Annotated in this window: 21 protein-coding genes; 11 read left to right on the plus strand and 10 right to left on the minus strand. The window is 68.4% G+C overall.

All coding sequences use genetic code 11. The features are described from left to right. Nucleotides 1–77 precede the first annotated feature (77 nt). Nucleotides 78–1,094 carry a LacI family DNA-binding transcriptional regulator gene (locus ACFOYW_RS07715; protein WP_390228268.1) on the plus strand — a complete coding sequence of 339 codons (1,017 nt, stop codon included), beginning with the start codon at nucleotides 78–80 and terminating at the stop codon, nucleotides 1,092–1,094. 163 nt (nucleotides 1,095–1,257) lie between these two features. Beyond that, on the plus strand, nucleotides 1,258–2,796 hold the full coding sequence (gene arfA / locus ACFOYW_RS07720) for an arabinosylfuranosidase ArfA (RefSeq protein ID WP_390228269.1): 1,539 nt from the start codon (nucleotides 1,258–1,260) through the stop codon (nucleotides 2,794–2,796). Between the two features lie 86 nt (nucleotides 2,797–2,882). On the opposite strand, the gene ACFOYW_RS07725 is transcribed toward arfA, so the two are convergent. The 4 genes from ACFOYW_RS07725 to ACFOYW_RS07740 are packed head-to-tail and all read right to left on the minus strand — an operon-like array spanning nucleotide 2,883 to nucleotide 7,052. Further along, the gene (locus ACFOYW_RS07725) at nucleotides 2,883–3,863 is read right to left on the minus strand and encodes a 3-hydroxyacyl-CoA dehydrogenase family protein (protein WP_390228270.1); all 981 of its coding nucleotides are present in this window, start codon (nucleotides 3,861–3,863) and stop codon (nucleotides 2,883–2,885) included. After that, the gene (locus tag ACFOYW_RS07730; protein ID WP_390228271.1) at nucleotides 3,853–4,839 is read right to left on the minus strand and encodes a sugar phosphate isomerase/epimerase family protein; all 987 of its coding nucleotides are present in this window, start codon (nucleotides 4,837–4,839) and stop codon (nucleotides 3,853–3,855) included. The genes ACFOYW_RS07725 and ACFOYW_RS07730 overlap by 11 nt, the downstream gene beginning before the upstream one ends. A 21-nt stretch (nucleotides 4,840–4,860) precedes the next feature. Further along, nucleotides 4,861–5,709 (minus strand): aldo/keto reductase, encoded by an 849-nt coding sequence (locus ACFOYW_RS07735; protein ID WP_390228272.1) that lies wholly within the window; start codon nucleotides 5,707–5,709, stop codon nucleotides 4,861–4,863. Further along, nucleotides 5,706–7,052 (minus strand): MFS transporter, encoded by a 1,347-nt coding sequence (locus ACFOYW_RS07740; RefSeq protein WP_390228273.1) that lies wholly within the window; start codon nucleotides 7,050–7,052, stop codon nucleotides 5,706–5,708. The genes ACFOYW_RS07735 and ACFOYW_RS07740 overlap by 4 nt, the downstream gene beginning before the upstream one ends. Before the next feature lie 168 nt (nucleotides 7,053–7,220). Here ACFOYW_RS07740 and ACFOYW_RS07745 point away from each other — a divergent pair, with 168 nt between their 5' ends. Then, nucleotides 7,221–8,219, plus strand: a complete 999-nt coding sequence (locus ACFOYW_RS07745; protein WP_390228274.1) for an amidohydrolase family protein — start codon at nucleotides 7,221–7,223, stop codon at nucleotides 8,217–8,219. Here the strand turns inward: ACFOYW_RS07745 and ACFOYW_RS07750 are convergent. Both ACFOYW_RS07750 and ACFOYW_RS07755 read right to left on the minus strand, forming a co-directional pair. Next, nucleotides 8,180–9,016 carry an IclR family transcriptional regulator gene (locus tag ACFOYW_RS07750; RefSeq protein WP_390228275.1) on the minus strand — a complete coding sequence of 279 codons (837 nt, stop codon included), beginning with the start codon at nucleotides 9,014–9,016 and terminating at the stop codon, nucleotides 8,180–8,182. The genes ACFOYW_RS07745 and ACFOYW_RS07750 overlap by 40 nt on opposite strands. A gap of 2 nt (nucleotides 9,017–9,018) precedes the next feature. After that, nucleotides 9,019–9,786: an SDR family oxidoreductase gene (locus ACFOYW_RS07755; protein ID WP_390228276.1), complete on the minus strand. Its 768-nt coding sequence runs from the start codon at nucleotides 9,784–9,786 to the stop codon at nucleotides 9,019–9,021. 169 nt (nucleotides 9,787–9,955) lie between these two features. Here ACFOYW_RS07755 and ACFOYW_RS07760 point away from each other — a divergent pair, with 169 nt between their 5' ends. The 4 genes from ACFOYW_RS07760 (at nucleotide 9,956) to araA (ending at nucleotide 14,958) form a co-directional block, all read left to right on the plus strand. Continuing rightward, a complete protein-coding gene (locus ACFOYW_RS07760) occupies nucleotides 9,956–10,924 on the plus strand; it encodes a LacI family DNA-binding transcriptional regulator (protein WP_390228277.1) in 969 nt (322 codons plus the stop codon). Between the two features lie 145 nt (nucleotides 10,925–11,069). Beyond that, a complete protein-coding gene (locus ACFOYW_RS07765) occupies nucleotides 11,070–12,746 on the plus strand; it encodes a xylulokinase (RefSeq protein WP_390229586.1) in 1,677 nt (558 codons plus the stop codon). Continuing rightward, nucleotides 12,743–13,438: an L-ribulose-5-phosphate 4-epimerase gene (locus ACFOYW_RS07770; RefSeq protein WP_390228278.1), complete on the plus strand. Its 696-nt coding sequence runs from the start codon at nucleotides 12,743–12,745 to the stop codon at nucleotides 13,436–13,438. The genes ACFOYW_RS07765 and ACFOYW_RS07770 overlap by 4 nt, the downstream gene beginning before the upstream one ends. Nucleotides 13,439–13,440: 2 nt before the next feature. Then, on the plus strand, nucleotides 13,441–14,958 hold the full coding sequence (araA, locus tag ACFOYW_RS07775; RefSeq protein WP_390228279.1) for an L-arabinose isomerase: 1,518 nt from the start codon (nucleotides 13,441–13,443) through the stop codon (nucleotides 14,956–14,958). Nucleotides 14,959–14,970: 12 nt separating this feature from the next. On the opposite strand, the gene ACFOYW_RS07780 is transcribed toward araA, so the two are convergent. Continuing rightward, nucleotides 14,971–15,936, minus strand: coding sequence for an NAD-dependent epimerase/dehydratase family protein (locus ACFOYW_RS07780; protein WP_390228280.1), 966 nt, complete (start codon nucleotides 15,934–15,936; stop codon nucleotides 14,971–14,973). 103 nt (nucleotides 15,937–16,039) lie between these two features. Here ACFOYW_RS07780 and ACFOYW_RS07785 point away from each other — a divergent pair, with 103 nt between their 5' ends. From ACFOYW_RS07785 to ACFOYW_RS07795, 3 genes are all read left to right on the plus strand, one after another. Further along, nucleotides 16,040–17,461 (plus strand): GH1 family beta-glucosidase, encoded by a 1,422-nt coding sequence (locus ACFOYW_RS07785; RefSeq protein ID WP_390228282.1) that lies wholly within the window; start codon nucleotides 16,040–16,042, stop codon nucleotides 17,459–17,461. Nucleotides 17,462–17,484: 23 nt separating this feature from the next. Then, nucleotides 17,485–18,666: an ROK family transcriptional regulator gene (locus ACFOYW_RS07790; RefSeq protein ID WP_390228283.1), complete on the plus strand. Its 1,182-nt coding sequence runs from the start codon at nucleotides 17,485–17,487 to the stop codon at nucleotides 18,664–18,666. Between the two features lie 136 nt (nucleotides 18,667–18,802). Then, on the plus strand, nucleotides 18,803–20,074 hold the full coding sequence (locus ACFOYW_RS07795; protein WP_390228284.1) for a multidrug effflux MFS transporter: 1,272 nt from the start codon (nucleotides 18,803–18,805) through the stop codon (nucleotides 20,072–20,074). A gap of 72 nt (nucleotides 20,075–20,146) precedes the next feature. Here the strand turns inward: ACFOYW_RS07795 and ACFOYW_RS07800 are convergent, their stop codons facing one another. Next, nucleotides 20,147–20,899: an aminoglycoside phosphotransferase family protein gene (locus ACFOYW_RS07800; RefSeq protein WP_390228285.1), complete on the minus strand. Its 753-nt coding sequence runs from the start codon at nucleotides 20,897–20,899 to the stop codon at nucleotides 20,147–20,149. A 47-nt stretch (nucleotides 20,900–20,946) separates the two neighbouring features. Here ACFOYW_RS07800 and ACFOYW_RS07805 point away from each other — a divergent pair, with 47 nt between their 5' ends. Continuing rightward, nucleotides 20,947–21,117, plus strand: a complete 171-nt coding sequence (locus tag ACFOYW_RS07805) for a hypothetical protein (RefSeq protein WP_390228286.1) — start codon at nucleotides 20,947–20,949, stop codon at nucleotides 21,115–21,117. Between the two features lie 14 nt (nucleotides 21,118–21,131). Here the strand turns inward: ACFOYW_RS07805 and ACFOYW_RS07810 are convergent, their stop codons facing one another. After that, entirely contained in the window at nucleotides 21,132–21,332 is a 201-nt protein-coding gene (locus ACFOYW_RS07810) for a hypothetical protein (protein ID WP_390228288.1), read from the minus strand. A 58-nt stretch (nucleotides 21,333–21,390) separates the two neighbouring features. Continuing rightward, nucleotides 21,391–21,753, minus strand: coding sequence for a hypothetical protein (locus ACFOYW_RS07815; RefSeq protein WP_390228289.1), 363 nt, complete (start codon nucleotides 21,751–21,753; stop codon nucleotides 21,391–21,393). Nucleotides 21,754–21,904: the final 151 nt, after the last annotated feature.

Here is a 21,904-nt window from a genome sequence, read left to right on the forward strand (position 1 = left end):
ATCGCGATGCAAGCCCCTTCGTGTTCCGTCCCGTGCTCGGGGTCTGCGACGGGGTCTGGCGATATGCTCAGGCCACAATGCGCGCAACGGTCCGCGACGTGGCGAACCTCGCCGGGGTTTCTCCGAAAACCGTCTCGAACGTGATCAACGGCGTCGTACCGGTGCGCCCGGAAACCCGCGCGCGGGTCGAGGCGGCTCTCGCCGAACTCGACTACGTGCCGAACATGTCTGCACGCGGCCTTCGGAACGGACGCTCGGGGAACATCGCCCTCGCCCTGCCTGACCTCAGCACGGCCTACTCGGCCGAGCTGGCCCGCTGGTTCGTCGAGCTCGCGCACGAGCGCGGCTGGGCGATTCAGCTCGAGCAGACCGGAAGCGACCCCCACCGCGAGGTCGAGCTCGTCTCCCGCGCCCGCACGCACCTCATCGACGGCCTCGTGCTCAACCCGACGCAGCTGGCGATGAGCGTCGTCCAGGCCGCGAGCGAGCTGCCGCCCACGGTCGTGATCGGCGAGGTCGCCCCGCCGCACGGCATCGACCAGGTGCACGTCGACAGCGTCGCCGCCGCTCGCGACATGACGGCGCATCTCCTCGCGACGGGTCATCGCCGGATCGCGGTCGTCGGCGGGTCCGACGCGCGATTCCGCGCGGCCACGAGTGTCCTGCGCGAGCAGGGCTACCGAGCCGCGCTCGACGCAGCGGGCGTTCCCGTCGATCCGTCGCTCAACGTCGCTCCGCATGAGTGGTCGGCGGCGGCGGCAGCGGAGGCGTTCGGCGCGTTCCTCGACCGCATCGACGACCTGCCGGACGCCGTCTTCTGCTTCACCGACTCGATGGCGATCGGTGTGCTGCACGAGCTCGCCTGCCGAGGCATCCGTGCGCCCGCTCAGATCTCGGTCGTCGGCTTCGACGGAATCGCGGAGTCGGCGTACGCGCAGCCGGCGCTCACGACGGTCGCGTTCTCGAAGCGCGCGATCGCGGATGCCGCTCTCACGGCGCTCGAGCGGCGCATCGCCGATCCGTACGCGCCGAGCTCGGACATCGTGATCCCCTACGAGCTCGTGCACCGAGACTCCGTCGCCCCCCGCCGGTGACGGGGCCCCGCATGGCGCCGGCCGCGCTACAGCTGCCGGCCGGCGCGCCACCCGTCGCAGCAGCGCCGTCCCGCAACTGCAGCGCAGCCGGCGGATCGCCCCGGTTGCGCCCGCGTTACAACGATGTAAAGATCACTTCGTCACCCGTCGCAAAGGAGCAGTCATGACCAATGCCCGCCTCACCGTCGATCGCGACTTCGTCGTCGGACCGGTGCCGCGCCGCCTCTTCGGCTCGTTCGTCGAGCACATGGGCCGGTGCGTCTACACGGGGATCTATGAGCCCGGGCATCCGACCGCCGACGAGCACGGCTACCGCGGCGACGTTCTCGCGCTGACTCGCGAAATGGGCGTGTCGATCGTGCGCTACCCGGGCGGCAACTTCGTCTCGGGGTACCACTGGGAAGACGGGATCGGCCCGGTCGACGAGCGCCCTCGCCGCATCGACGGCGCGTGGCACACGATCGAGACCAACGCGTTCGGCCTGCACGAGTTCGCCGGCTGGGCGAAGGAGGCCGGCGTCGAGGTCATGGAGGCGATCAACCTCGGCACCCGCGGCCTCGAGGAGGCCCGCGCGCTCGTCGAGTACGCGAACCACCCCGGCGGCACCGCCTGGTCCGACCTGCGCATCAAGAACGGTGCGAAGGATCCCTTCGGCATCAAGGTCTGGAACCTCGGCAACGAACTCGACGGTCCCTGGCAGATCGGCCACAAGACCGCGGACGAGTACGGTCGCCTCGCGAACGAGACGGCCAAAGCGATGAAGCTCGTTGACCCGTCGATCGAGCTGGTCGCGGTCGGGTCGTCTGGCCGGAAGATGCCGACCTTCGGCGAGTGGGAGCACACCGTGCTCTCGCACGCCTACGACGAGGTCGACTACATCTCGCTGCACGCCTACTACCAGGAGCACGACGGCGACGCGCTGTCGTTCCTCGCGTGCGCGAACGACATGGACTCGTTCATCGAGTCGGTCATCGCGACGGCCGACGCGGTCAAGGCGAAACGGCACTCGAACAAGTCGATCCAGCTCTCGTTCGACGAATGGAACGTCTGGTACCAGCAGCGCGGCGACGCGGGCGACCAGCTGCACGTGCTCGAGAAGCAGCAGTGGCGAGAGCATCCGCGCCTTATCGAGGACGAGTACAACGTGACGGATGCTGTCGTCGTCGGCACCCTCCTGAACTCGCTCCTGCGTCACGGCGATCGCGTCACGATCGCGAACCAAGCGCAGCTCGTGAACGTCATCGCCCCGATCCGCAGCGAAGAGGGCGGCCCGGCCTGGCGCCAGACGATCTTCTGGCCTTTCGCTCGCATGGCAGAGCTCGCGAGCGGCAACATCCTCCGGGTGGCCTCGAGCGGCGACCGCTTCGAGACGGCGCAGTACGGTGACGCGGCCGTGGTCGATGCATCCGTCACCTACGACGCCGAACGCGGGCGGGTCGCCGTCTTCCTCGCCAACCGCGGCCTCGACGAGGACGCAGATCTGACGGTCGCGCTGCGCGGCTTCACCGCCTCGGAGGTCACGCGCGCCGAGGTGCTCGCGATCCCCGACGGCGGCGACCGCTTCACCGCGAACACCGAGGACCGGCAAGACGCCGTCGGCCTCGTGAAGCTCGAGCACGCCGCGATCGCGGACGGCGAGCTGCGTGCGACCCTTCCCCCGCTGTCGTGGGCCGTGATCGAGATCGCCGTCGCGGTAGCGTGAGAGAACTGAGCGCTGTGGCGAGCGCCGTCGTAGCTGGAAGAGCCCTTCGGGCCGGGTGATTCCGGAACCGCGCCCCCCGCGGTCGCTTACTCGTACTCGACCGGCGCTGGCCCTGTTTCTGCGAGGAAGGCGCTCATGCGCGCGTACGCCTTGTTCCGGTATGCGACGAGCTCGGGCACTCGATCGGCCGGGACAGGCAGGAAGCCGCCGCCGGACTTGGTGCCGAGTTTGCCCTGCGCGACCATGGCGGCAAGTAGGGGCGGCGTCGCGAACCGCTCGGGGTATTCGCTCTGCAACGACCTGTAGCAGAAGTCGTATACATCAAGACCAGCCATGTCTGCGATCGCGAACGGGCCGAAGAACGGCAGCCGGAAGCCGAGGGTGGTGCGCACGACGGTGTCGATGTCCTCGACGCTGGCGACGCCTTCCTCGACGAGGCGAATCGCCTCGCTGAACAGCGCGTATTGCAGCCGGTTGAGCACGAACCCGGTGGAGTCCTTGACGCGCGCCGTCTCCTTGCCCGTCGCGCGCACGATCTGCTCGGCGCGATCGATGATCTCGGGGGCGGTGCCCTCGTGGGGGATGATCTCGACGCCCGGGATGAACGGGGCGGGATTGCTGAAGTGCGCGCCGATGAAGCGTTCCGGGTCCGACACCGCCTCAGCGAGCTTGGCGATCGAGATCGTCGAGGTGTTGCTGGCGATCACCGCGTCGCGTGGCGCCGCGGCACTGATCCGCCGCAGCGTTTCGTGCTTGATGTCGATGCGCTCCGGCACCGCCTCGACGATGTAGTCGGCTGAGGCGACGGCTTCCTCGATGGTCTCCGCTGCACTCAGGCGTTCCGCGATGAGCTCGGCAGCGCCCGCGGGGAAAAGTCCGTCGGATTCGAATGACTTCGCCTCGGCGACGAGGCGCGCGCGGTTGGCGGCCGCGACCTCCGCGCTCACGTCGGCAAGGGCGACAGTCGCCCCGGACAGCGCGAGCATCTGAGCGATGCCCCCGCCCATGTACCCGCTGCCTACCACTCCGACGCGGATTCCGGCGTTTGACTTATTCTCAGGACTCATTCTCATGCACTCTCAGGTTCGTCAGATCGTTGGCGTTCTGCGCCACGCGGCTGCGCGACGCTTCGTACCCGTCGGCCGCGGGCAGGATCCGGCGCAGGTAGTCACGGTTGGTCGCGCTCACGCTGAGGCCGTCGCCGCCGTAGTGTTCGGTGCAGAACATGCCCTGGAAGCCGGCCGAGATCGCCTCTTTCACCGCGGCGCGATAGTTGATGATGCCGAGCTCGAGCGGCGCCGGCAGCGCCACGTAGCTTCCCTGCGCAGGGTCCTCGTCGCGGAAGTAGTTCTTGACGTGCCAGTAGTTCGTGTAGGGGAGGACCATGTGGAGCAGTTCGCGCCAGTCCTCGATCGGGCGGTGCAGGCGCACGAGGTTGCCGACGTCGGGGTTGAGACCGACAGCCTGTAGTCCAATGTCCTCGACGAGCCGCACGGACGATGCGCCGGTGCCGAGGTAGGTGTCTTCGTACATCTCGAGCGTCATGACGATCCCGAGCTGCGCCGCGTGCTGCCCCAGCTCGCGCAACCGTGTCACCGCCAGGTTCCATGTCTCCCGATCGCCCACCGGGTCCTTATGCCCCTCGACGGTCCAGAACCACAGCTGTTGCTGCTGCTCCGCGGTGAGTGCCTGGTGCAGGCCGAACGAGACAACCTCGACACCGAGTTCCGCCGCCGCCTCGAGCGTGCGGTGACTGTACGCGAGGTTGTCCTCGCCGTTCTTCGCGTCGATCACACTTCGGCGGATCGCCGAGATGGCCGGCGCCCTGAGCCCGGCCTCGGTGTATGCCGCGCGGAGGTCGGCGAGCCGTGCATCGTCGAGGTCTCCGGGGCGCACCCAGCTGTCGGTCAGATCAACGGCATCGAAACCGGCATCCGCAACCTCGTGGAAAACGCTGAGCCATTGCTCAGGCGAGTCGTTTTGCGCCACCGGGAACGGTAGCAACGCGGCGAGGATGGGCCAGTTGTCACGCGTGAATGGCATCGAATACCTCTTTCGGGCGGATCAGGCTGCAGGGGGAAGAACGAACACGTTCGGGTTGGGGCCGGTTCGGAGATCGCGGTCAAGCGAACCGATCGCCTCAAGCTCGGAGGCCGTCAGGTCGAAGTCGAAGACGTCGAGGTTCTCGCGAACCCGCGACGGCGTGACCGACTTCGGGATGACGACTGTACCCCTCTGGAGGTGCCAGCGGATCACCACCTGTGCCGGCGACTTCCCGTGCTCGGCGGCGATTGCGGTGAGCACGGTCTCGCTGAGGAGGTCCCCACCCTTCGCCAGGGGGCTCCACGCCTCCGTCGCGATGTGGTGCTCGGCGTCGTAGTCGCGCACGGCCTGCTGGGTCAGGTAGGGGTGCAGCTCCACCTGGTTGATCGCGGGGACGACGCCGGTCTCGGTGATAAGTCGCTCGAGGTGCGCTGGCTCGAAGTTCGAGACGCCGATGGAGGTGACGAGTCCCTGCTCGCGCAGTCCGATGAGCGTCTGCCAGGTCTCGACGTACAGGTCCCGCGACGGAACGGGCCAGTGGATGAGGAAGAGGTCCAGCCGGTCGAGTCCGAGTAGATCGAGGCTGTGCTCGAAGGAGGCGCGGGTCAGTTCGGCGCCCTGCTGGTCGTTCCACACCTTGGAGGTCACGAACATGTCGTCGCGAGGCAGTCCGCTGGCCGCGAGTCCGCGACCCACGCCGCGCTCGTTCTGGTAAAAGGCCGCGGTGTCGATGCTGCGGTATCCGCTCTCCAGCGCGAGTTCGACGGCCGCCTGAGTTTCATCATCGGGCACCTTGAATACGCCGAAGCCCAGCTGGGGGATCGAGTTCCCGTCGTTCAAGGGGAGTCGGGGGATCGGGGGCAAGGTCATACGTGTGCGGCTTTCTGTTCGAAGGTGACGTTCTCGATCAGTGGCTTGCGCCGGGTGGCGAAGATCACGCACACGAGCGTCACGGCGCATCCGAAGAAGATGTATGCCGCGATCAGCGCGAAGGAGTGCGTGTTGACGGCGAGCAGGCTGGTGAGGATGAGCGGCGCGAAGCCACCGCCCAGCAGGCCGCCGAATTGGTATCCGAGTGCGGTCGCGCTGTATCGGATGTTGGCGGGGAAGAGTTCAACCGAGAATGCGGCGAGCGTGGCGTACATCAGGGGGTGGATGAAGCCGGTGCAGAACACGACCGCGATGAACCAGACGGCGGAGCTTCCACCGCTGACCGCGAGGAAGAAGGGGATGACGACGATCGCCGTGGCGATCGTTCCGACCAGGTAGGTGCGGCGCCGGCCCCACTTGTCCGAAAGCGCGCCCGCGAAGGGCATCGTCACGAGCTCGACGGCGGAGGCGATCGCGACGGTGTTCAGTACGAAGCCTTGGGAAAGGTGCACGACGGTGGTGCCGTAGGTGATGCCGAAGGTCGTGAGGAAGTAAGAGAAGATGAACGGCGCGAAGCAGGCGCCGACAGCGAAGACGATCGACATCGGGAAGTGGCGCAGGGCGACCGCCGTCGGAACCTTGACGATGCTGTTGGACTGCGTGACGGCCTCGAAATGCGGGGTCTCGTTGAGACGCAGCCGGACGAAGAGTCCGACGCCGACGAGCACGATGCTGAGTAGGAACGGAATACGCCAGCCCCAGCTGAGGAACTCGGCATGGGGCAGTGCGACCACAAGCGAGAAGATCAGCGTCGAGAACAGGTTTCCGAAGGGCACGCCCATCTGCGGGAACGAGCCGTAGAGTCCGCGACGGTGTGCCGGCGCATTTTCGATGGCCACCAGGGCGGCACCGCTCCATTCGCCGCCGACGGCGAGGCCCTGGATGACGCGCAGGACGACCAGCAGCACGGGAGCCCAGATACCGATCGTCTTGTAGCTCGGCAGCAGGCCGACGCAGAAGGTCGACAGTCCCATGATGAGCATGCTGATGATGAGCATCTGCTTGCGGCCGACGCGGTCGCCGAAGTGACCGAAGATGATGCCGCCGAGCGGGCGGGTCACGAAGCCCGCGGCGAAGACGCCGAAGGACGCGAGGATGCCGGCGAGAGGGTTGATCTCAGGGAAGAAGAGCTTGTTGAAGACGAGCGCCCCGGCGGTGCCGTAGAGGTAGAAGTCGTACCACTCGATGGACGTGCCGATGCCGCTGACGACGCCGGCGCGGGCGGCTCTGCCGATCGACTGGGAGCGGGACACCGTGGCGGTGGGCGCTGGTGAATGAGCCATTGACGTTTTCCTCCTTGAAAGCGCGGACCAAAGCCGGGCGACGCCTGGCTATCGGGAGGCGTCTTGACTGCATCATGGCATGGATTCTCATATAGTGGCAAAATCACACTGCAACGCCCCGCCGAGTTGTGCCTCGGCGACTCGGCGGCAACGCACCTCAGGAGACAGATGAGCAGTCCAGCACCCGCTTTCCCCGACGCCAGGACCCGCAAGCGGGCAGTAGTGGACGGGCACCATCACTTATGGGCCGCGAGCGGGGCTCCGACGGGCCATGAGGGAACCGCATACGGGGTGGCGGAGCTCCTCGGTGACAGCGGCGAGCGGCCGCTGATCGAGAGCGTCTTCGTTGAGTGCGGGGCGATGTACCGAGCCGAGCGCGGGCCGCTGCGCCAGGTGGGGGAGACCGAGTATGCCGCGTCGGAAGGTGCCGGGCGCGGGCTGTGCGGCGCCATCGTGGCATCCGCAGACCTCAGCGACGTGGCGCAACTGCCGGCGTTGCTCGATGCGCATGCGCTGGCGGCGCGCAGGCGACTGCGCGGCATCAGACACACGGGCGCGTGGGATGCCAGTCCCGAGATCCCGAACGGCCGAGTCAGCCCGCCGGAGGGCCTGTACCGGACCCCCGAGTTCGCCCGGGGGGTAGCGGAACTTGCAGCCCGAGGGCTCTCTTTCGAGGCGTGGAGCTATCAGGCGCAGCTCGGCGACATCGCCGTACTAACGGATCGCGTGCCGGATGCCCTTATCGTCGTGGACCATTGCGGTGGCCCGCTCGGCGCCGGGCCATACTCCCGTCACGAGGAGGCATTCCAGCAGTGGCGTGCGGGAATCGACGACCTCGCGCGCCGGCCGAACGTACACATGAAGCTCGGCGGACTCGGCATGCGCGTAGGCCCGCTAGCGGGGCGCGCCCGCTTCGACGACCCCGCCGAGCTTGCCGAGGCGATCCGCCCATACATCGTCACCGCGCTGGAGGCTTTCGGAGCCGACCGAGCGATGTTCGAGAGCAACTTCCCCATGGACCGCGGTGCCTACGCCTACGAGACGATCTGGGACGCCTTCGAGGTCATCGCCCAAGAGGCCACGGCCGCGGAGCAGGATCTTCTCTTCGGCGACACCGCGACGAGGGTCTATCGCCTGGGGATCGATGCCGAACTGGACGAGCGGTAAAGGAAGCTGCGCGAGCGCAACAGGACGGAGAGCTGCCGGGTGGCCTCATCCAGGGCCGGCAGGAGGCGCTCGAGATCGGTGACCGGCCCGCGCGCCTGCGGGGTCACGATCGAGACCGCCGCGATCGCGATGTCCTGGTCGCTCAGCACCGGCATCGCGATCGAGCGGACACCAGACTCGTGCTCCTCGTCCGCCACGCCCCAGCCCTGTTCGCGGACGCGTTCGATCTCTGCGCGGAAGGCTCGCCGGTCCGTGATTGCGTTCGGCCCGACCTTGTACAGCGGAAGTCGCTTGAGCAGCCGCTCGCGCTCCCCCGGTTCGCTGAAGGCGATGAGCACCTTTCCCAGCGCGGTGCAGTGCAGCGGCGCGTGGAGGCCAGGGTGACCGAGGAACTGAAAGGTGCGGCCGCCGCGCACCGACTGAATCTGCATCTCCCGGTCGCCGTCGAGCACAGAGAGCAGCACGGCGTCGCCGGTGACGAGCGACAGTCGCTCCAGGACCGGCGTCGTGATCTCGTGGAAGTCCATCTGCGACGCGGCCTGCTCGCTCAGGATGAAGAGCGTCGGCCCAAGGGAGTACCGCTTGGTCTGCTCGTCGTAGCGCACGAACCCCTCGAGTACGAGACTGCGCAGCAGGCGATACGTGGTGCTCGTCGGATACTTCGAGGTGCGCGCGAGCTCAGACAGCGTCGCGCCGGGCATCCGCTGGCCGACGAGCGTCAATAGACCCAGCGCCTTCGCCACCATGTCGCGCGGCTTGCGCTCTTCGCTCTGCCCCTGCTCCGCGTCATCCGCCACGCCTAGACCACCGCCGTCATGCCGCCATCGACGTAAATCGTCTGCCCGTTGACGAAGTTAGACGCGTCGGAGCTGAGGAAACGGAGGGCGCCGACGAGCTCGTCGACGGATCCCCAGCGGCCGGCCGGCGTGCGCTGTCGCACCCAGGCGTCGAATTGTGCGTCAGCGGCGAGGCTCTCGGTGAGGTCCGTGATGAAGTACCCGGGCGCGATCGCGTTCACCTGGATCCCGTGAGGCGCGAGATCCGCGCACAGCCCCTTCGTCAGCATGACGACCCCGCCCTTGCTCGCAGCGTAGGGAGTGATCCCCGGCCTGCCGAGCAGGCTCTGCACCGAGCCGATGTTCACGATCTTTCCCTGGCCCCGCTGCACCATGCCGCGTGCTACCGCCTGGGCGACGAGGAAGGCGCCGGTCAGGTTCGTGGCGATCACCTCGTCCCACCACTCGACGGGAAAATCCGCCAGCGCGGAGCGGCGCTGGATTCCCGCGTTGTTGACGAGGACATCGATGGCGCCGAGCTCGGCCTCGATCCTGGCGACTCCCGCCGCGACCGCATCGGCGTCGGCGACGTCGAACGACGCCCCCGTAGTTGGAATCCCGGACCGGTCGTGCAGTTCGCTCGCGACCGCACTCGCCTGCGCGGCGTTACGGCCGTGGATCACGACGCCGCAGCCAGCGGCGGCGAGCCCCTCGGCCAGCGCGCGGCCGATGCCACGGGTCGACCCCGTGACGAGCGCGGTGCGCCCATGCAGCTCAAAGAGATCCGTCACCGTGTCCTCTTCCCATCATGCAAATACTGATCCCATGTTATGGAAAGTAATGAATGCGCCTCACGCCCCCCGCCCCGGCACCGCGACGGGTGACGCGCGAGAGCAGGGCGCGGCATCGCCGATTCCGTTAGCGTGAGGTCCCATGTCCGAGCCGTCTCGTGCCCCAAGCATGGCTGACGTAGCCGAGGTGGCGAACGTCTCGTCGCAGACGGTCTGGCGGGTCATCAATGGCTCTGGCGCGGTCAGTCAGGTGACGCGTGATCGCGTGCTGGCTGCGATAGAGGTGACGGGCTACCGTCTCAATCTCGCCGCGCGGCGGCTCTCAACGCGGAAGAGCTCCGCGATCGGGATACTCGCGGCATCAACCGCCGATTACGGGCCGACACGAAGCCTGTTCGCCGTGGAGCAGGCCGTACGCGAGGCGGGATATTTCCCGCTGGTCACCAGTGCGCAACCGGGCCGAGTGCGCGAGAGCCTTGACTTTCTGCTTAGCCAGGCGATCGAGGCGCTTGCGGTCATCGCGCCGTACCGCCGTACGTTGCAGGAGGTGGCTGCCGTGGGAGCGACGATCCCGATCACTGTGCTGCAGGCCGGAATCGGCGGCAACGTATCCTCTGTCGCCGTCGATCAGCGCGCTGGCACCCGTCTCGCCGTGGAGCACCTGGTCGAGCTGGGACATAGGAGAATCCAGCATCTCGCCGGTCCTCCTGATTTCATTGACTCGGGATTGCGGCACGCGGCCTTCGCCACTGAGATCGATCGAGCGGGCTTGGTGCTCGGTGGCGAGATCCACGGTGATTGGAGCGCGGATTCGGGCCACGCGGCGGCCGGAGCCGTTGATCGGGGGACAACCGCGGTGTTCTGTGGGAACGATCAAATGGCGATCGGTCTCATTCACGGCTTTGCCGATCGCGGGCTGCGGGTCCCCGATGACATCAGTGTCCTAGGTTTCGACGATATCCCGGAGGCCCGGCACTCGCTCCCTCCGCTGACGACCGTGAATCAAGACTTCGCTGCCGTCGGGCGGCGCGCCGCTCACGCTCTCATCGAGAGCCTCGCCCTGGGGCAGCAACCCGGAACCATCGCGGTCCCACCACGGCTCATTGTGCGGGCGTCGACGGCTGAGCCGGGGCGCTGAGCGAGGCGCGAGAGGTCGGCTGATCCATTAATGTCGAACGTTCGACAGTCGGCGTCTCTCGGCGCTAGCATCGGGTGACGCCGATCCGCATTGCAAGGAGGCCTGCGTGTCCGACTCTGGCAGCGGAGAGAACTCTGGGCAAGGCATGCGCGGGTGCGCGACTGCGGCGCAGGCGATCTCCGGCGGGCGCGCGAGCCTCGGGGTCGAGTTCGGGTCGACGCGCGTCAAGGCGTGCCTGATCGGGCCGGGTTTCGAGGTTCTTGCGACGGGCGCTCACGAGTGGCAGAACGAGCTGGTCGACGGCCGGTGGAGCTACCCGCTCGATGCCGTCTGGAGCGGGCTGCAGGCGGCGTATTCCGAGCTCGCCGACGAGGCGCAGCAGCGTCACGGCGTGCGCCCGGCGACGCTTTCCGGCATCGGCATCTCGGCGATGATGCACGGTTATCTCGCGTTCGATGGCGACGGCGAGCTGCTCGTGCCGTTCCGTACCTGGCGGAACACGTCGACGGGGCCGGCGGCGGCCGAGCTGAGCGACGCGTTCGGCTTCAACATTCCGCTTCGCTGGTCGATCGCGCACCTCTACCAGGCGGTTCTCGACGGCGAGAGCCACGTCGGGCAGCTGGCGTCGCTCACGACTCTCGCCGGTTTCGTGCACCGCAAGCTGACGGGGCGATCGGTGCTCGGCGTCGGCGATGCGTCGGGCATGTTCCCGATCGATCCCGAGACGGGCGACTATGACGAGCGGATGCTCGCCGCGGCCGACGAGCTGATCGGGCGACGGATGCCGGGCGCCAGCGTGCGGGGGCTGTTGCCCGAGGTGCTTTCCGCAGGCGCCGATGCCGGGCGCCTCACGGACGAGGGCGCGAAGCTGCTGGACCTGAGCGGCACTCTCGAGCCGGGCATCCGTTTCGCGCCGCCGGAGGGCGACGCGGGGACCGGCATGGTGGCGACGAATTCGGTCGCCCGCCGCACGGGAAACGTCAGTGTCGGAACGAGCGTGTTCGCGATGGTCGTGCTGGAGCGGGCGCTCAGCGCGGTTCATGAAGAGATCGACGTCGTGGCGACACCCGACGGGCTGCCCGTTGCGATGGTGCACTGCAACAACGGGGCGAGTGAGCTCGGGGCGTGGGCGAGCGTGTTCCGCGAGTTCGCGGTGGCGCTGAGCGGTGGCCACGACGTGCCGCCCGACCACGTCTTCTCGACGCTCATCACCGCGGCGCTCGACGGCGCGGCCGACGGTGGCGGTCTGCTCAGCTACAACTTCCTGTCCGGTGAGCCGGTCGCGGGCGTCGACAGCGGCCGCCCGCTCGTGGTGCGCACCTCGAACAGCCGTCTCACGCTCGCAAACTTCATGCGCACTCAGCTCTACGGCGTGTTCGCGACGCTGAGCCTCGGCATGCGCGTACTCGAATCCGAGCATGTCGCGGTCGATCAGATGTTCGCGCACGGTGGCCTGTTCCGCACCCCGGTCGTCGCGCAGCGCTTGCTGGCCACGGCGCTCGGCGCGCCGGTGGCCGTCGGCGACACCGCCGCCGAAGGCGGTGCGTGGGGCGCCGCCGTGCTGGCCGCATACCTCGAGCACGCCTCGGATCAGAGCCTCGCCGCCTACCTCGCCGAGCGCGTCTTCGCGTCCGCCGAGCTGACGGTCGAGCAGCCGGACGATACCGACGCGGCGGGCTTCGCCGCCTATCTCGAGCGGTTCCGGGCGGGCCTCGCGATCGAACACGTCGCCGCCGACGCCCTGAGCAATGGCGACGGCGGCGCCGACTCCGAGGATGTGACCACGCCCACGCCCACGACCACGACAGTGAGGACAGCATGACGACGGCCGACGAGACGATCCAGGCGATCCGCGAGCAGGTCGCGGCGCTGCACGCGGAGCTCGTGCGCTACGGGCTCGTGGTGTGGACGGGCGGGAACATCTCCGGCCGCGTACCCGGCGAAGACCTCTTCGTTATCAAGCCGAGCGGGGTCGTCTACGACGAGTTGTCGCCCGACAACATGATCCTGTGCGACCTCGACGGCAACGTCGTCCCCGGTTCGACGGGCAGTGAGCATTCGCCGTCGAGCGACACCGCCGCGCACGCATACGTTTACCGGAATATGCCCGAGATCGGTGGGGTCGTACACACGCACTCCGACTATGCCGCGGCCTGGGCCGCGCGCGGCGAGGCGATCCCGTGCGTGCTCACCGCCATGGCCGACGAGTTCGGCGGCCCGATCCCGGTCGGTCCGTTCGCGATCATCGGCGACGACTCGATCGGTCGCGGCATCGTCGAGACGCTCACGGGGCATCGGTCGCGTGCCGTGCTGATGCAGAACCACGGCGCGTTCACGATCGGCAAAGACGCGAATGACGCCGTGAAGGCCGCGGTCATGACCGAGGACGTCGCCCGCACGGTGCACTTCGCGCGGCAGCTGGGCGAGCCGATCCCGATCCCGCAGGACAAGATCGACGCGCTCTTCGACCGCTACCAGAACGTGTATGGACAGAAGCCGCAAGGAGCCCTCTGAGCATGAGCATTCCATTTTCGACATATGACGGATTCGAGGTCTGGTTCCTCACCGGAAGTCAGCACCTCTACGGCGAAGAGACGCTGCGGCAGGTGGCCGAGCAGTCGCAGGGGCTCGCACGGACGCTTGCCGAGGCATCCGCCGTGCCCGTCAAGATCGTGTGGAAGCCCGTGCTCACCGGTGCCGACGAGATCCGCCGCGCGATGCTCGACGCGAACTCCGACGAGCGCGTGATCGGCGTCATCGCGTGGATGCACACGTTCAGCCCCGCCAAGATGTGGATCACCGGCCTCCAGCTGCTCGCGAAGCCGCTGCTGCACCTGCACACCCAGGCGAACGTCGAGCTGCCGTACGGCGAGATCGACTTCGACTTCATGAACCTGAACCAGGCGGCGCACGGTGACCGCGAGTTCGGCTACGCGCTGACCCGCCTCGGCATCCGTCGCAAGTCGGTTGTGGGCCATGTGAGCAACCCGCGGGTGCAGACTCGTGTCGGCACCTGGATGCGCGCCGCCGCCGGCCGCCACGCCCTCGCGACGCTCAAGGTCGCGCGCTTCGGCGACAACATGCGCCAGGTCGCGGTCACCGAGGGCGACAAGACCGAGGCGCAGGCGAAGCTCGGCGTCGAGGTCAACACCTGGGGCGTGAACGAGCTCGTCGAGCGGGTTGACGCGGCGACGGATGCCCAGATCACCGCGCTGATCGACGAGTACCTCGACCGCTATGACGTCACCCCGGCGCTGCGCCCCGGCGGCGACCGGCATCAGTCGCTTCGCGACGGCGCCGCGATCGAGGTCGGCCTGCGGTCGTTCCTCGAGGAAGGCGGCTTCGGCGCCTTCACGGACACGTTCGAAGACCTGGGCGGCCTGAAGCAGTTGCCGGGCCTCGCCGTGCAGCGCCTCATGGCCGACGGCTACGGCTTCGGCGCGGAGGGCGACTGGAAGACCGCCGTGCTCGTGCGCGCCGCCGCCGCGATGGGCGCGGGCCTGCCGGGCGGCGCGAGCCTGATGGAGGACTACACCTACGACCTCGTCGACGGCGCTGAGACGATCCTCGGCGCGCACATGCTCGAGGTCTCCCCGTCACTCACCGCCGCGACGCCGTCGCTCGAGATCCACCCACTTGGCATCGGCGGCAAGGACGACCCGGTGCGCCTCGTCTTCACCGCCGACCCCGGGCCGGCGGTCGTGGTCGCGCTCGCCGATCTGCGCGACCGGTTCCGCCTCACCGCGAACGTGGTCGACGTGGTCGAGCCTCGCGCCCCGCTGCCGCATCTGCCCGTGGGCCGCGCCGTGTGGCGGCCGCGCCCCGACTTCGAGACCTCGGCGACCGCGTGGCTCACCGCCGGCGCCGCGCACCACACCGTGATGTCGACCGCCGTCGGCCTCGAGGCGTTCGAGGACCTCGCGCGCATGCTCGGCATCGAACTCTTCACTATTGACGAGAACACTCGCGGCCGTGATGTCGAGAACGAGATCCGCTGGAATCAGGCCTACTGGCGCCTCGCGCAGGGCATTTAGACGCGAACTCGCCTACTGGGGAACGCGCCCGTCGGCGATGAGCCAGTCGAGGGCCTCGTGCGTGGCCTCGAGCGAGGTGTAGCGCGGGGCGTATCCGAGGTCGGCGCGCGCCCGGTCGATCGATACCGCGTGGCTGCGCGAGATGTGCGCCTCGGTCGTCGCGGCGAACTCCGGCGTCGTCGATGCCACGAACTCGTTCCACGGCGCGAACTCGAGCTGGGCGGCCTGGCCGAACCAGGCCGCCGCCGCCTCCGCGAAGCCGCGCAGGGTCACCGCCCGCGCCGAGGTCACGTGATAGCTGCGTCCCGCGAGCAGCGGCCGCTCGACACCGCGCGCCACGGCGAGCTCAAAGGCCTGAGCGACGTCATCGGCGTGCACATGGTGCAGCACCCCGAGGCCGAACCCGGGAAGCACGAGCGGTTCGCCCGTCGCGAGCTTGTGCCACACCGCGGGGTCGAGGTTGCCGGCCGGGTTGATGATCGGCCAGCCGGGACCGCTGATGTGGCCGGGTCGCAGGCTGAGCGACGGCAGGCCACCCGGTGAGTCGGATTCCTGGGCGAGGAGTCGCTCGATCGCGAGCTTCCCGATGCCGTAGTCACCCCACGGCGCGAGATCCTCGTCCTCTTGGACGGGGAGCGCGGTGAGCGCACCGTGCACCCAGATCGTGCTGCACATCACGAGCAGTCGCGCTGTGCCCCGGATCGCGTCGACCAGCTGGGCGGCGGATTCCGGAGTGAAGCAGACCATGTCGACGACGACGTCGGGGGACAGAGCCGCGACGCGCTCGCCGAAGGTGCCGGCTGCGTCTTCGGCCTCGCGATCGACGGTCACGACCGACACGCGTTCCCACGCCGGATCGTCGCGGTAGTGCGGCCTGCCGCCGCGTGACAGTGCGACGACCTCATGTCCGGCAGCGACGAGGCGGGGCACCAGGTATCCGCCGACGTGGCCGGTGGCACCGATGACGACAACACGCATGCCCCGACCGTACCCGTGCCGCGGCCGCCTGACACCGATAGGGTGACACTAACCGGTTCAGCGGTCGAGGCCGCCGGTCATCAATGGAGAGGACCCCGACGCTATGAGCGACACCGACCAGTCCGACGATTTCCGGGGCGCCGGTCTGAGGTTCCCGACGGGCTTCGTCTTCGGCTCGGCGACGGCGTCGTACCAGATCGAGGGGGCGGTGGCCGAAGACGGCCGGAAGCCCAGCATCTGGGACACGTTCAGCCACACGCCGGGCAAGATCGCGAACGGCGACACGGGCGACATCGCCGTCGACTTCTATCACCGGGTCGACGAGGACCTCGATCTGATCAAGAGTCTCGGCGTGAGCGCGTACCGCTTGTCGATCGCATGGCCGCGCATCATCCCCGAGGGCACGGGTGCGGTGAACGAAGCGGGGCTCGCTTTCTACGAACGGGTCATCGACGGACTGATCGATCGCGGCATCGACCCCGTCGTCACCCTCTACCACTGGGATCTGCCGCAGCCGCTTCAGGACCGCGGGGGCTGGACGAACCGCGAGACAAGCTACGCCTTCGCTGAGTACGCACGCGTCGTGGGCCGCCGTCTCGGCGACCGGGTCTCGGTCTGGACGACGCTCAACGAGCCGTGGTGCGCGGCCTACCTCGGCTACGCGGGCGGCGAGCACGCGCCGGGCCACCGGAACGAGCTCGAGGCGCTGCAGGCGGTGCACCACCTGAACCTCGCGCACGGGCTGGCGCTCATCGAGCTGCGCAAGGTCGTCACGCACCCCGGTGCACGGTTCTCGGTGACCAACAATCTGGCATCCGTCTATGCGGCCGATCCCGGCAACGCCGATGACGTCGACGCCAAGCGCCAGATCGAGGCGCTGCGCAACCGCGCCTTCACCGAGCCGCAGCTGCGCGGCCGCTACCCCGAGGACCTGCTCGAGGACACCAAGCACATCACCGACTGGTCCTTCATCCGCGACGGCGATCTCGAACTGATCCACCAGCCGATCGACATCGTCGGCATCAACTACTACAACACCGACACCGTCCGCCGCGGCGCCGAGCATTCGACCGAGGGCACCCCGTTCCCCGGGGCGACGCGCGTCGAGTGGGCCGAGCAGCCGGGGCCCATCACGGCGATGGGCTGGAACATCGCGCCGAAGGGCCTGTACGACCTGCTCGTCGCGACGCACGAGCAGTACCCCGAATACGAGATCGTGATCACCGAGAACGGTGCGGCATACGACGATCAGATCATCGAGACGGATGCCGGAAAAGGCGTGCGCGATCCCGAACGCATCGACTACCTGCGTCGGCACCTGACCGCTGCGCACCGTGCGATCGAGGCCGGCGTCCCGCTCACGGGGTATTTCGTGTGGTCGCTGATGGACAACTTCGAGTGGGCGTTCGGCTACAGCAAGCGCTTCGGCGTCGTCTACGTCGACTACGAGACGCAGGAGCGCACCCCGAAGGACAGCGCGCACTGGTATGCCAAACTCGCAGCTACGGGTGTTCTGCCCGAGTAGCAGTTCTCTAGCGAGAGGCGCGAGTGGCGAAGCCGGCGGGCCGGGGCAACAACCTCGACAGTGTGCGCAGGCACAACCTGTCCACCGTGCTCACGATCACGCACCACGCCGGTCCGGTCTCGCGCTCTGATGTCACCCGAGAGACCGGCCTGAACCGCTCGACCGTCGGTGCGCTCGTCGCCGAGCTGGCGGCCCTCGGTCTCGTCACCGAGTCCGGACCGAACGAGAACCTGCGCGTCGGGCGCCCGAGCCCCGTCATGTCCCCGAACCCCCGCGTTGCGGCGCTCGCCGTCAATCCCGAGATCGACGCCGTGACGGTGGGGCTCGTCGGACTCGACGGGCGCGTGCAGCAGCACCGGCGCGTCACGGTCGAGCACACGCCGACCCCGACCGAGGCGGTGGCGTGCGCGGCCACCGCGATCGAGGGCCTGATGGAGACGGCATCCGTCGACCGCATCGTGGGCATCGGCGTCGCGATGCCCGGCCTGGTGCGCGCCGACGACGGACTCGTGCGCCGTGCTCCGCACCTCGGCTGGGTCGACGTCGACTTCGCCGGCATGCTCGCCGACGCGACCGGTCGCCCCGTCGCCGCCGCCAACGACGCTCAGCTCGGCGCGTACGCCGAGCACCTGTTCGGCGCGGGCATCGGCGTCGCCGAGCTGATCTACGTCAACGGCGGCTCGTCGGGCATCGGCGGCGGTGTGATCTCGGGGGGCGCCGCATTCACGGGGTCCGCCGGCCATGCCGGTGAGCTCGGGCACGTGCGTGTCGGCGCGAGTGGCTCCGTCGACTCGGGCGGTATCGCGGGCACCCTCGAGGCCGAGGTCAGCCGCGCACGGCTGCTCGCCCTGCTCGGCCTCGACAGCGTCGACGCCGACGGTCTGCGTCGTGCGATTCTCGAATCCCACGATCCGGCGCTCACAGCCGAGGTGCGCCGTCAGCTCGGACTGCTCGGAGGCGCGCTCGCCACCGCGCTTACGCTCTTCAACCCGAGGCTCGTCGTCCTGGGCGGGTTCCTCGCCACTCTCTATGAGGCCGACGGCATCACCCTCGATCGCGCCGTGGCCCGCGCGACCCTGCCGGAGACCCTCGAGGGCGTGCAGATCACGCGCACGCGCCTCGGCAGCGACATCCTTCTCGTCGGCGCCGCCGAGCTCGCATTCGAGCCGCTGCTGGCCGACCCGGCGGCCTTCGGCACCGCGTAGATCGGCGCTCCTCGGCTATACCTTCGGGGACCGCCGAGGCCCTAGCATTGAGCTACGCCGTCGAATCGATTCGAAGCAGAACGTGCAGAGGCGCACCGCACCCCTTCTCGCACACTCGTTCGCACAGGACCCGTCGTTGACCACCGCACCACTGAACCTCGCTCTTCCCATCGATGATCCGGCCGTCCACCGGCACCCGGGTGACCGCCTCTCGGGCCGCCAGCGGCTGTCGTATGTGCTCATCCTGGGCGCGCTCACCGCACTCGGCCCGTTCACGATGGACACCTATCTGCCGTCGCTGCCGACCCTGCAGTCCGACTTCCACACGACGACCTCCCTGGTTCAGCTGACCCTGACCGCGACGACGGTCGGCTTCGGCGTCGGCCAGCTCATCGTCGGCCCGTGGAGCGACCGCGTCGGCCGTCGGCTCCCTCTCGTGCTGGCGACCGCCCTGCACATCGCGGCCTGCCTCGGCGCGGCCCTCGCGCCCAACATCGAGGTGCTGAGCATCTTCCGCTTCCTGCAGGGCTTCGGGGCGGCTGCGGGCGGCGTCGTCGCGCAGGCGATGGTGCGCGACCTGTTCGGCGGCCGGCCGATGGTGCGGATGCTGTCCAACCTCGCTCTCGTCAACGGCCTGGCCCCGGTGATCGCACCGGTCGCCGGCTCGCAGCTTCTGCTGATCATGCCCTGGCGCGGCATCTTCTGGGTCCTCGCGGTATACGGCGCGCTCGTCATCGGCTGCGTGCTCATCTGGGTGGTGGAGACGCGCCCGAAGTCGGCCCGCCACACCTCCGTCCACACGACGACGCGCGCCCGGTACAAGGCGGTGCTCAGCGATCGCGTGTACGTCGGCATCGTCATCGTCGGCGCGATGAACTTCGCCGGCCTGTTCGCCTACCTGTCCGCGAGCACCTTCCTGTTCCAGGACCACTACCACTTCAGCGCTCAGCAGTACGGCCTGCTGTTCGCGATCAACTCGGTCGGCATCATCATCGGCGTGCAGACAGCCGGGCGCATCACGCACCGTGTCGCCCCGCAGTGGGTGCTCGCCTTCTCGACCGCGCTCATGCTCGTCGCGGCCGTCGTCATCGCGATCGACAGTGCGGCGGGGCTCGGCAAGTGGGGCGTGATGATCCCGCTGTGGTTCTTCATCTGCGCCTGCGGCTTCGGATTCCCCACCGTCGGCGTCCTGACCATGAACTCGCACCCGCACGAGGCCGGGACCGCGGCTTCGTTGCTCGGCGCGTTCCAGTTCGTCCTCGCGGGTCTCGTCGCGCCGGTCGTCGGGCTGTTCGGCGAGACGAGCGGCCTGCCGATGGCCGGGGTCATGATCGTGACGTCAGTGTGCTCGGTCGCGGCACTGTGGTTCGTCGTGCGGCCCAAGACCGTGCCCGACATCGGGCACTAGCCAGGGTTCCGGCGCCGCGCGAGCGCAGCTCGCGCGGGGGCGGCGCGCGTGACATGCCACTGGCATGTCACTTCATGCAGCGCCGCCCCAGATCTCGCTCAGCGCGTGCCACACGGTGTGCCAGTCGCGCAGGCGCTCGGTCGTGTACCCCGTGACGGATGCCACGACGCCGATCCTTCGCTCGAGCCGCTCGTGCTCATGGTTCGCCTCGAACGTCTCGTACGGGTTGCACAGCAGGTTCGCGTAATCGAAGCCGCTCTCGCCGACGAGCGCCTTGGGGTCGATCGCCTTCCAGACCGGCGCCCCGGCGGCGCCGAAGTCGAGCACGTTCTCGTGGTGCACGTCGCCGTGCAGCACGACCTCGTCGACGGGGTCGTCGAGCAGGCGCAGCGCGATGGCGCGGGCGTCGGCGTAGCGCTGATCGGATGCCTCGAGCAGGTCCGCGAACCACTTCCGCAGCGGAACGAGCTGTACCGTGCGGTCGGGCGCGACATGCAGGTGACGTGCGGTCTCGGCGAGCACGCGCGTCGCAGCGTCGTCGTCGTCGCGGGCGATCGCGAGCAGCGAGCCGGGCCCGCATGCCCTCTCCAGCAGCACCGCCGGCCCCAGCTGCGCGAGGCTGTGCGCAGACGCCGTGCTGTCCCACCAGTCCATCAGCGCGTTGCCGCGCTGCTCCTCGGGCACCAACGCGATCTTGAGCACCGCGGCCCGGCCGTCGTCGGTGCGCACGAACGTCACCTCGCCGGTCCGGGTGCTGACGGTCTGCGCCTCGGGCGTCAGCCGCCATGCCTCGAGGTAGGCGGCAGTCGGGTCGCTGTCGTTCATCACGTCAAGTCTGCGGGAGCCGGTAGGCTTTGGAGCAGGAGGACTTCATGACCGTCATCAAGCTCGTCATCGCCGGTATTTTCTTCATCGGCGGCTTCGTGCTCTTCGCCGTCGCTCCCGAGCTCCCGAGCTGGCAGGCACCGGTCTTCTTCGCGGGCATCGTGTGCATCGCGCTCTCCTTCGGCCTGCCGATGACCACCGCGACCGCCCGGCGTTGACCGGGCGCTGCTGATCACAGCATGACGGCCGTGGCCTCTTCGAGGTTCGCGGCGTAGCGGGCCTGCCACTTGTCATCGGCGTAGAGCTCGACCCATTCCGGGTAGGTGTGGTCGCGTCGCAGCTCGCAATAGCACGCGACGTAGATCGGCAGACCGGAGCGCTCGGAGACATACGTCTCGCGGTGAAAGTTCAGCGGGTTGTCGAAGGCATCCATTCGATGTTCCTCATTTCGTGGTGTGGCGGGGAGATGTGCTGCCGCGATCGGGGCGCACCTACTTGAGGCGGTCGATCAGCGTCATGCGCGGCAGTACGGTGTCGTGCTTGCGCTCGGTGCCGAAAACGTACATGCCGCGGGACAGGAACGCGGAGAGCACGCGGGCACGCACGCGCAGCAGCTGGTCGCGCCGGCTCGAGCCGTCGGCGTCGGTGGGGATGCCGACGATGACGAGTTCGACCCGCGACTGACCGCGGTATCGCCAGCGCCGTAGCGTGGCGACGACGCCGGGCAACTCGAAGAGCGTGTGGTGGCCGAGGGGGACGACACCGTCGAGCGCATCGCGCTCGGCATCGGCGCCTGCGTCGTCGGCGCGCTGCTCCGTGGGTGAGATGTCAGGGGCTGCAATTGGTGGGGTCATCGCTCCAGCTGACAGCCATGCGCGAGTCATTTCGGTGGTTCGGGCCCAACTAGGGGGGTGTTCGGGCCACAGTCAGGGGATTTTTCGTGCCTCGGTGGGTAACGAGGCGCCCTGGCGTGAGGGAACCAGGGGAACTCTCGTGCGACGACGG

Origin of the sequence: Gryllotalpicola reticulitermitis, from assembly GCF_042651345.1 — a bacterium.
GTDB classification, from domain to species: domain Bacteria; phylum Actinomycetota; class Actinomycetes; order Actinomycetales; family Microbacteriaceae; genus Gryllotalpicola; species Gryllotalpicola reticulitermitis.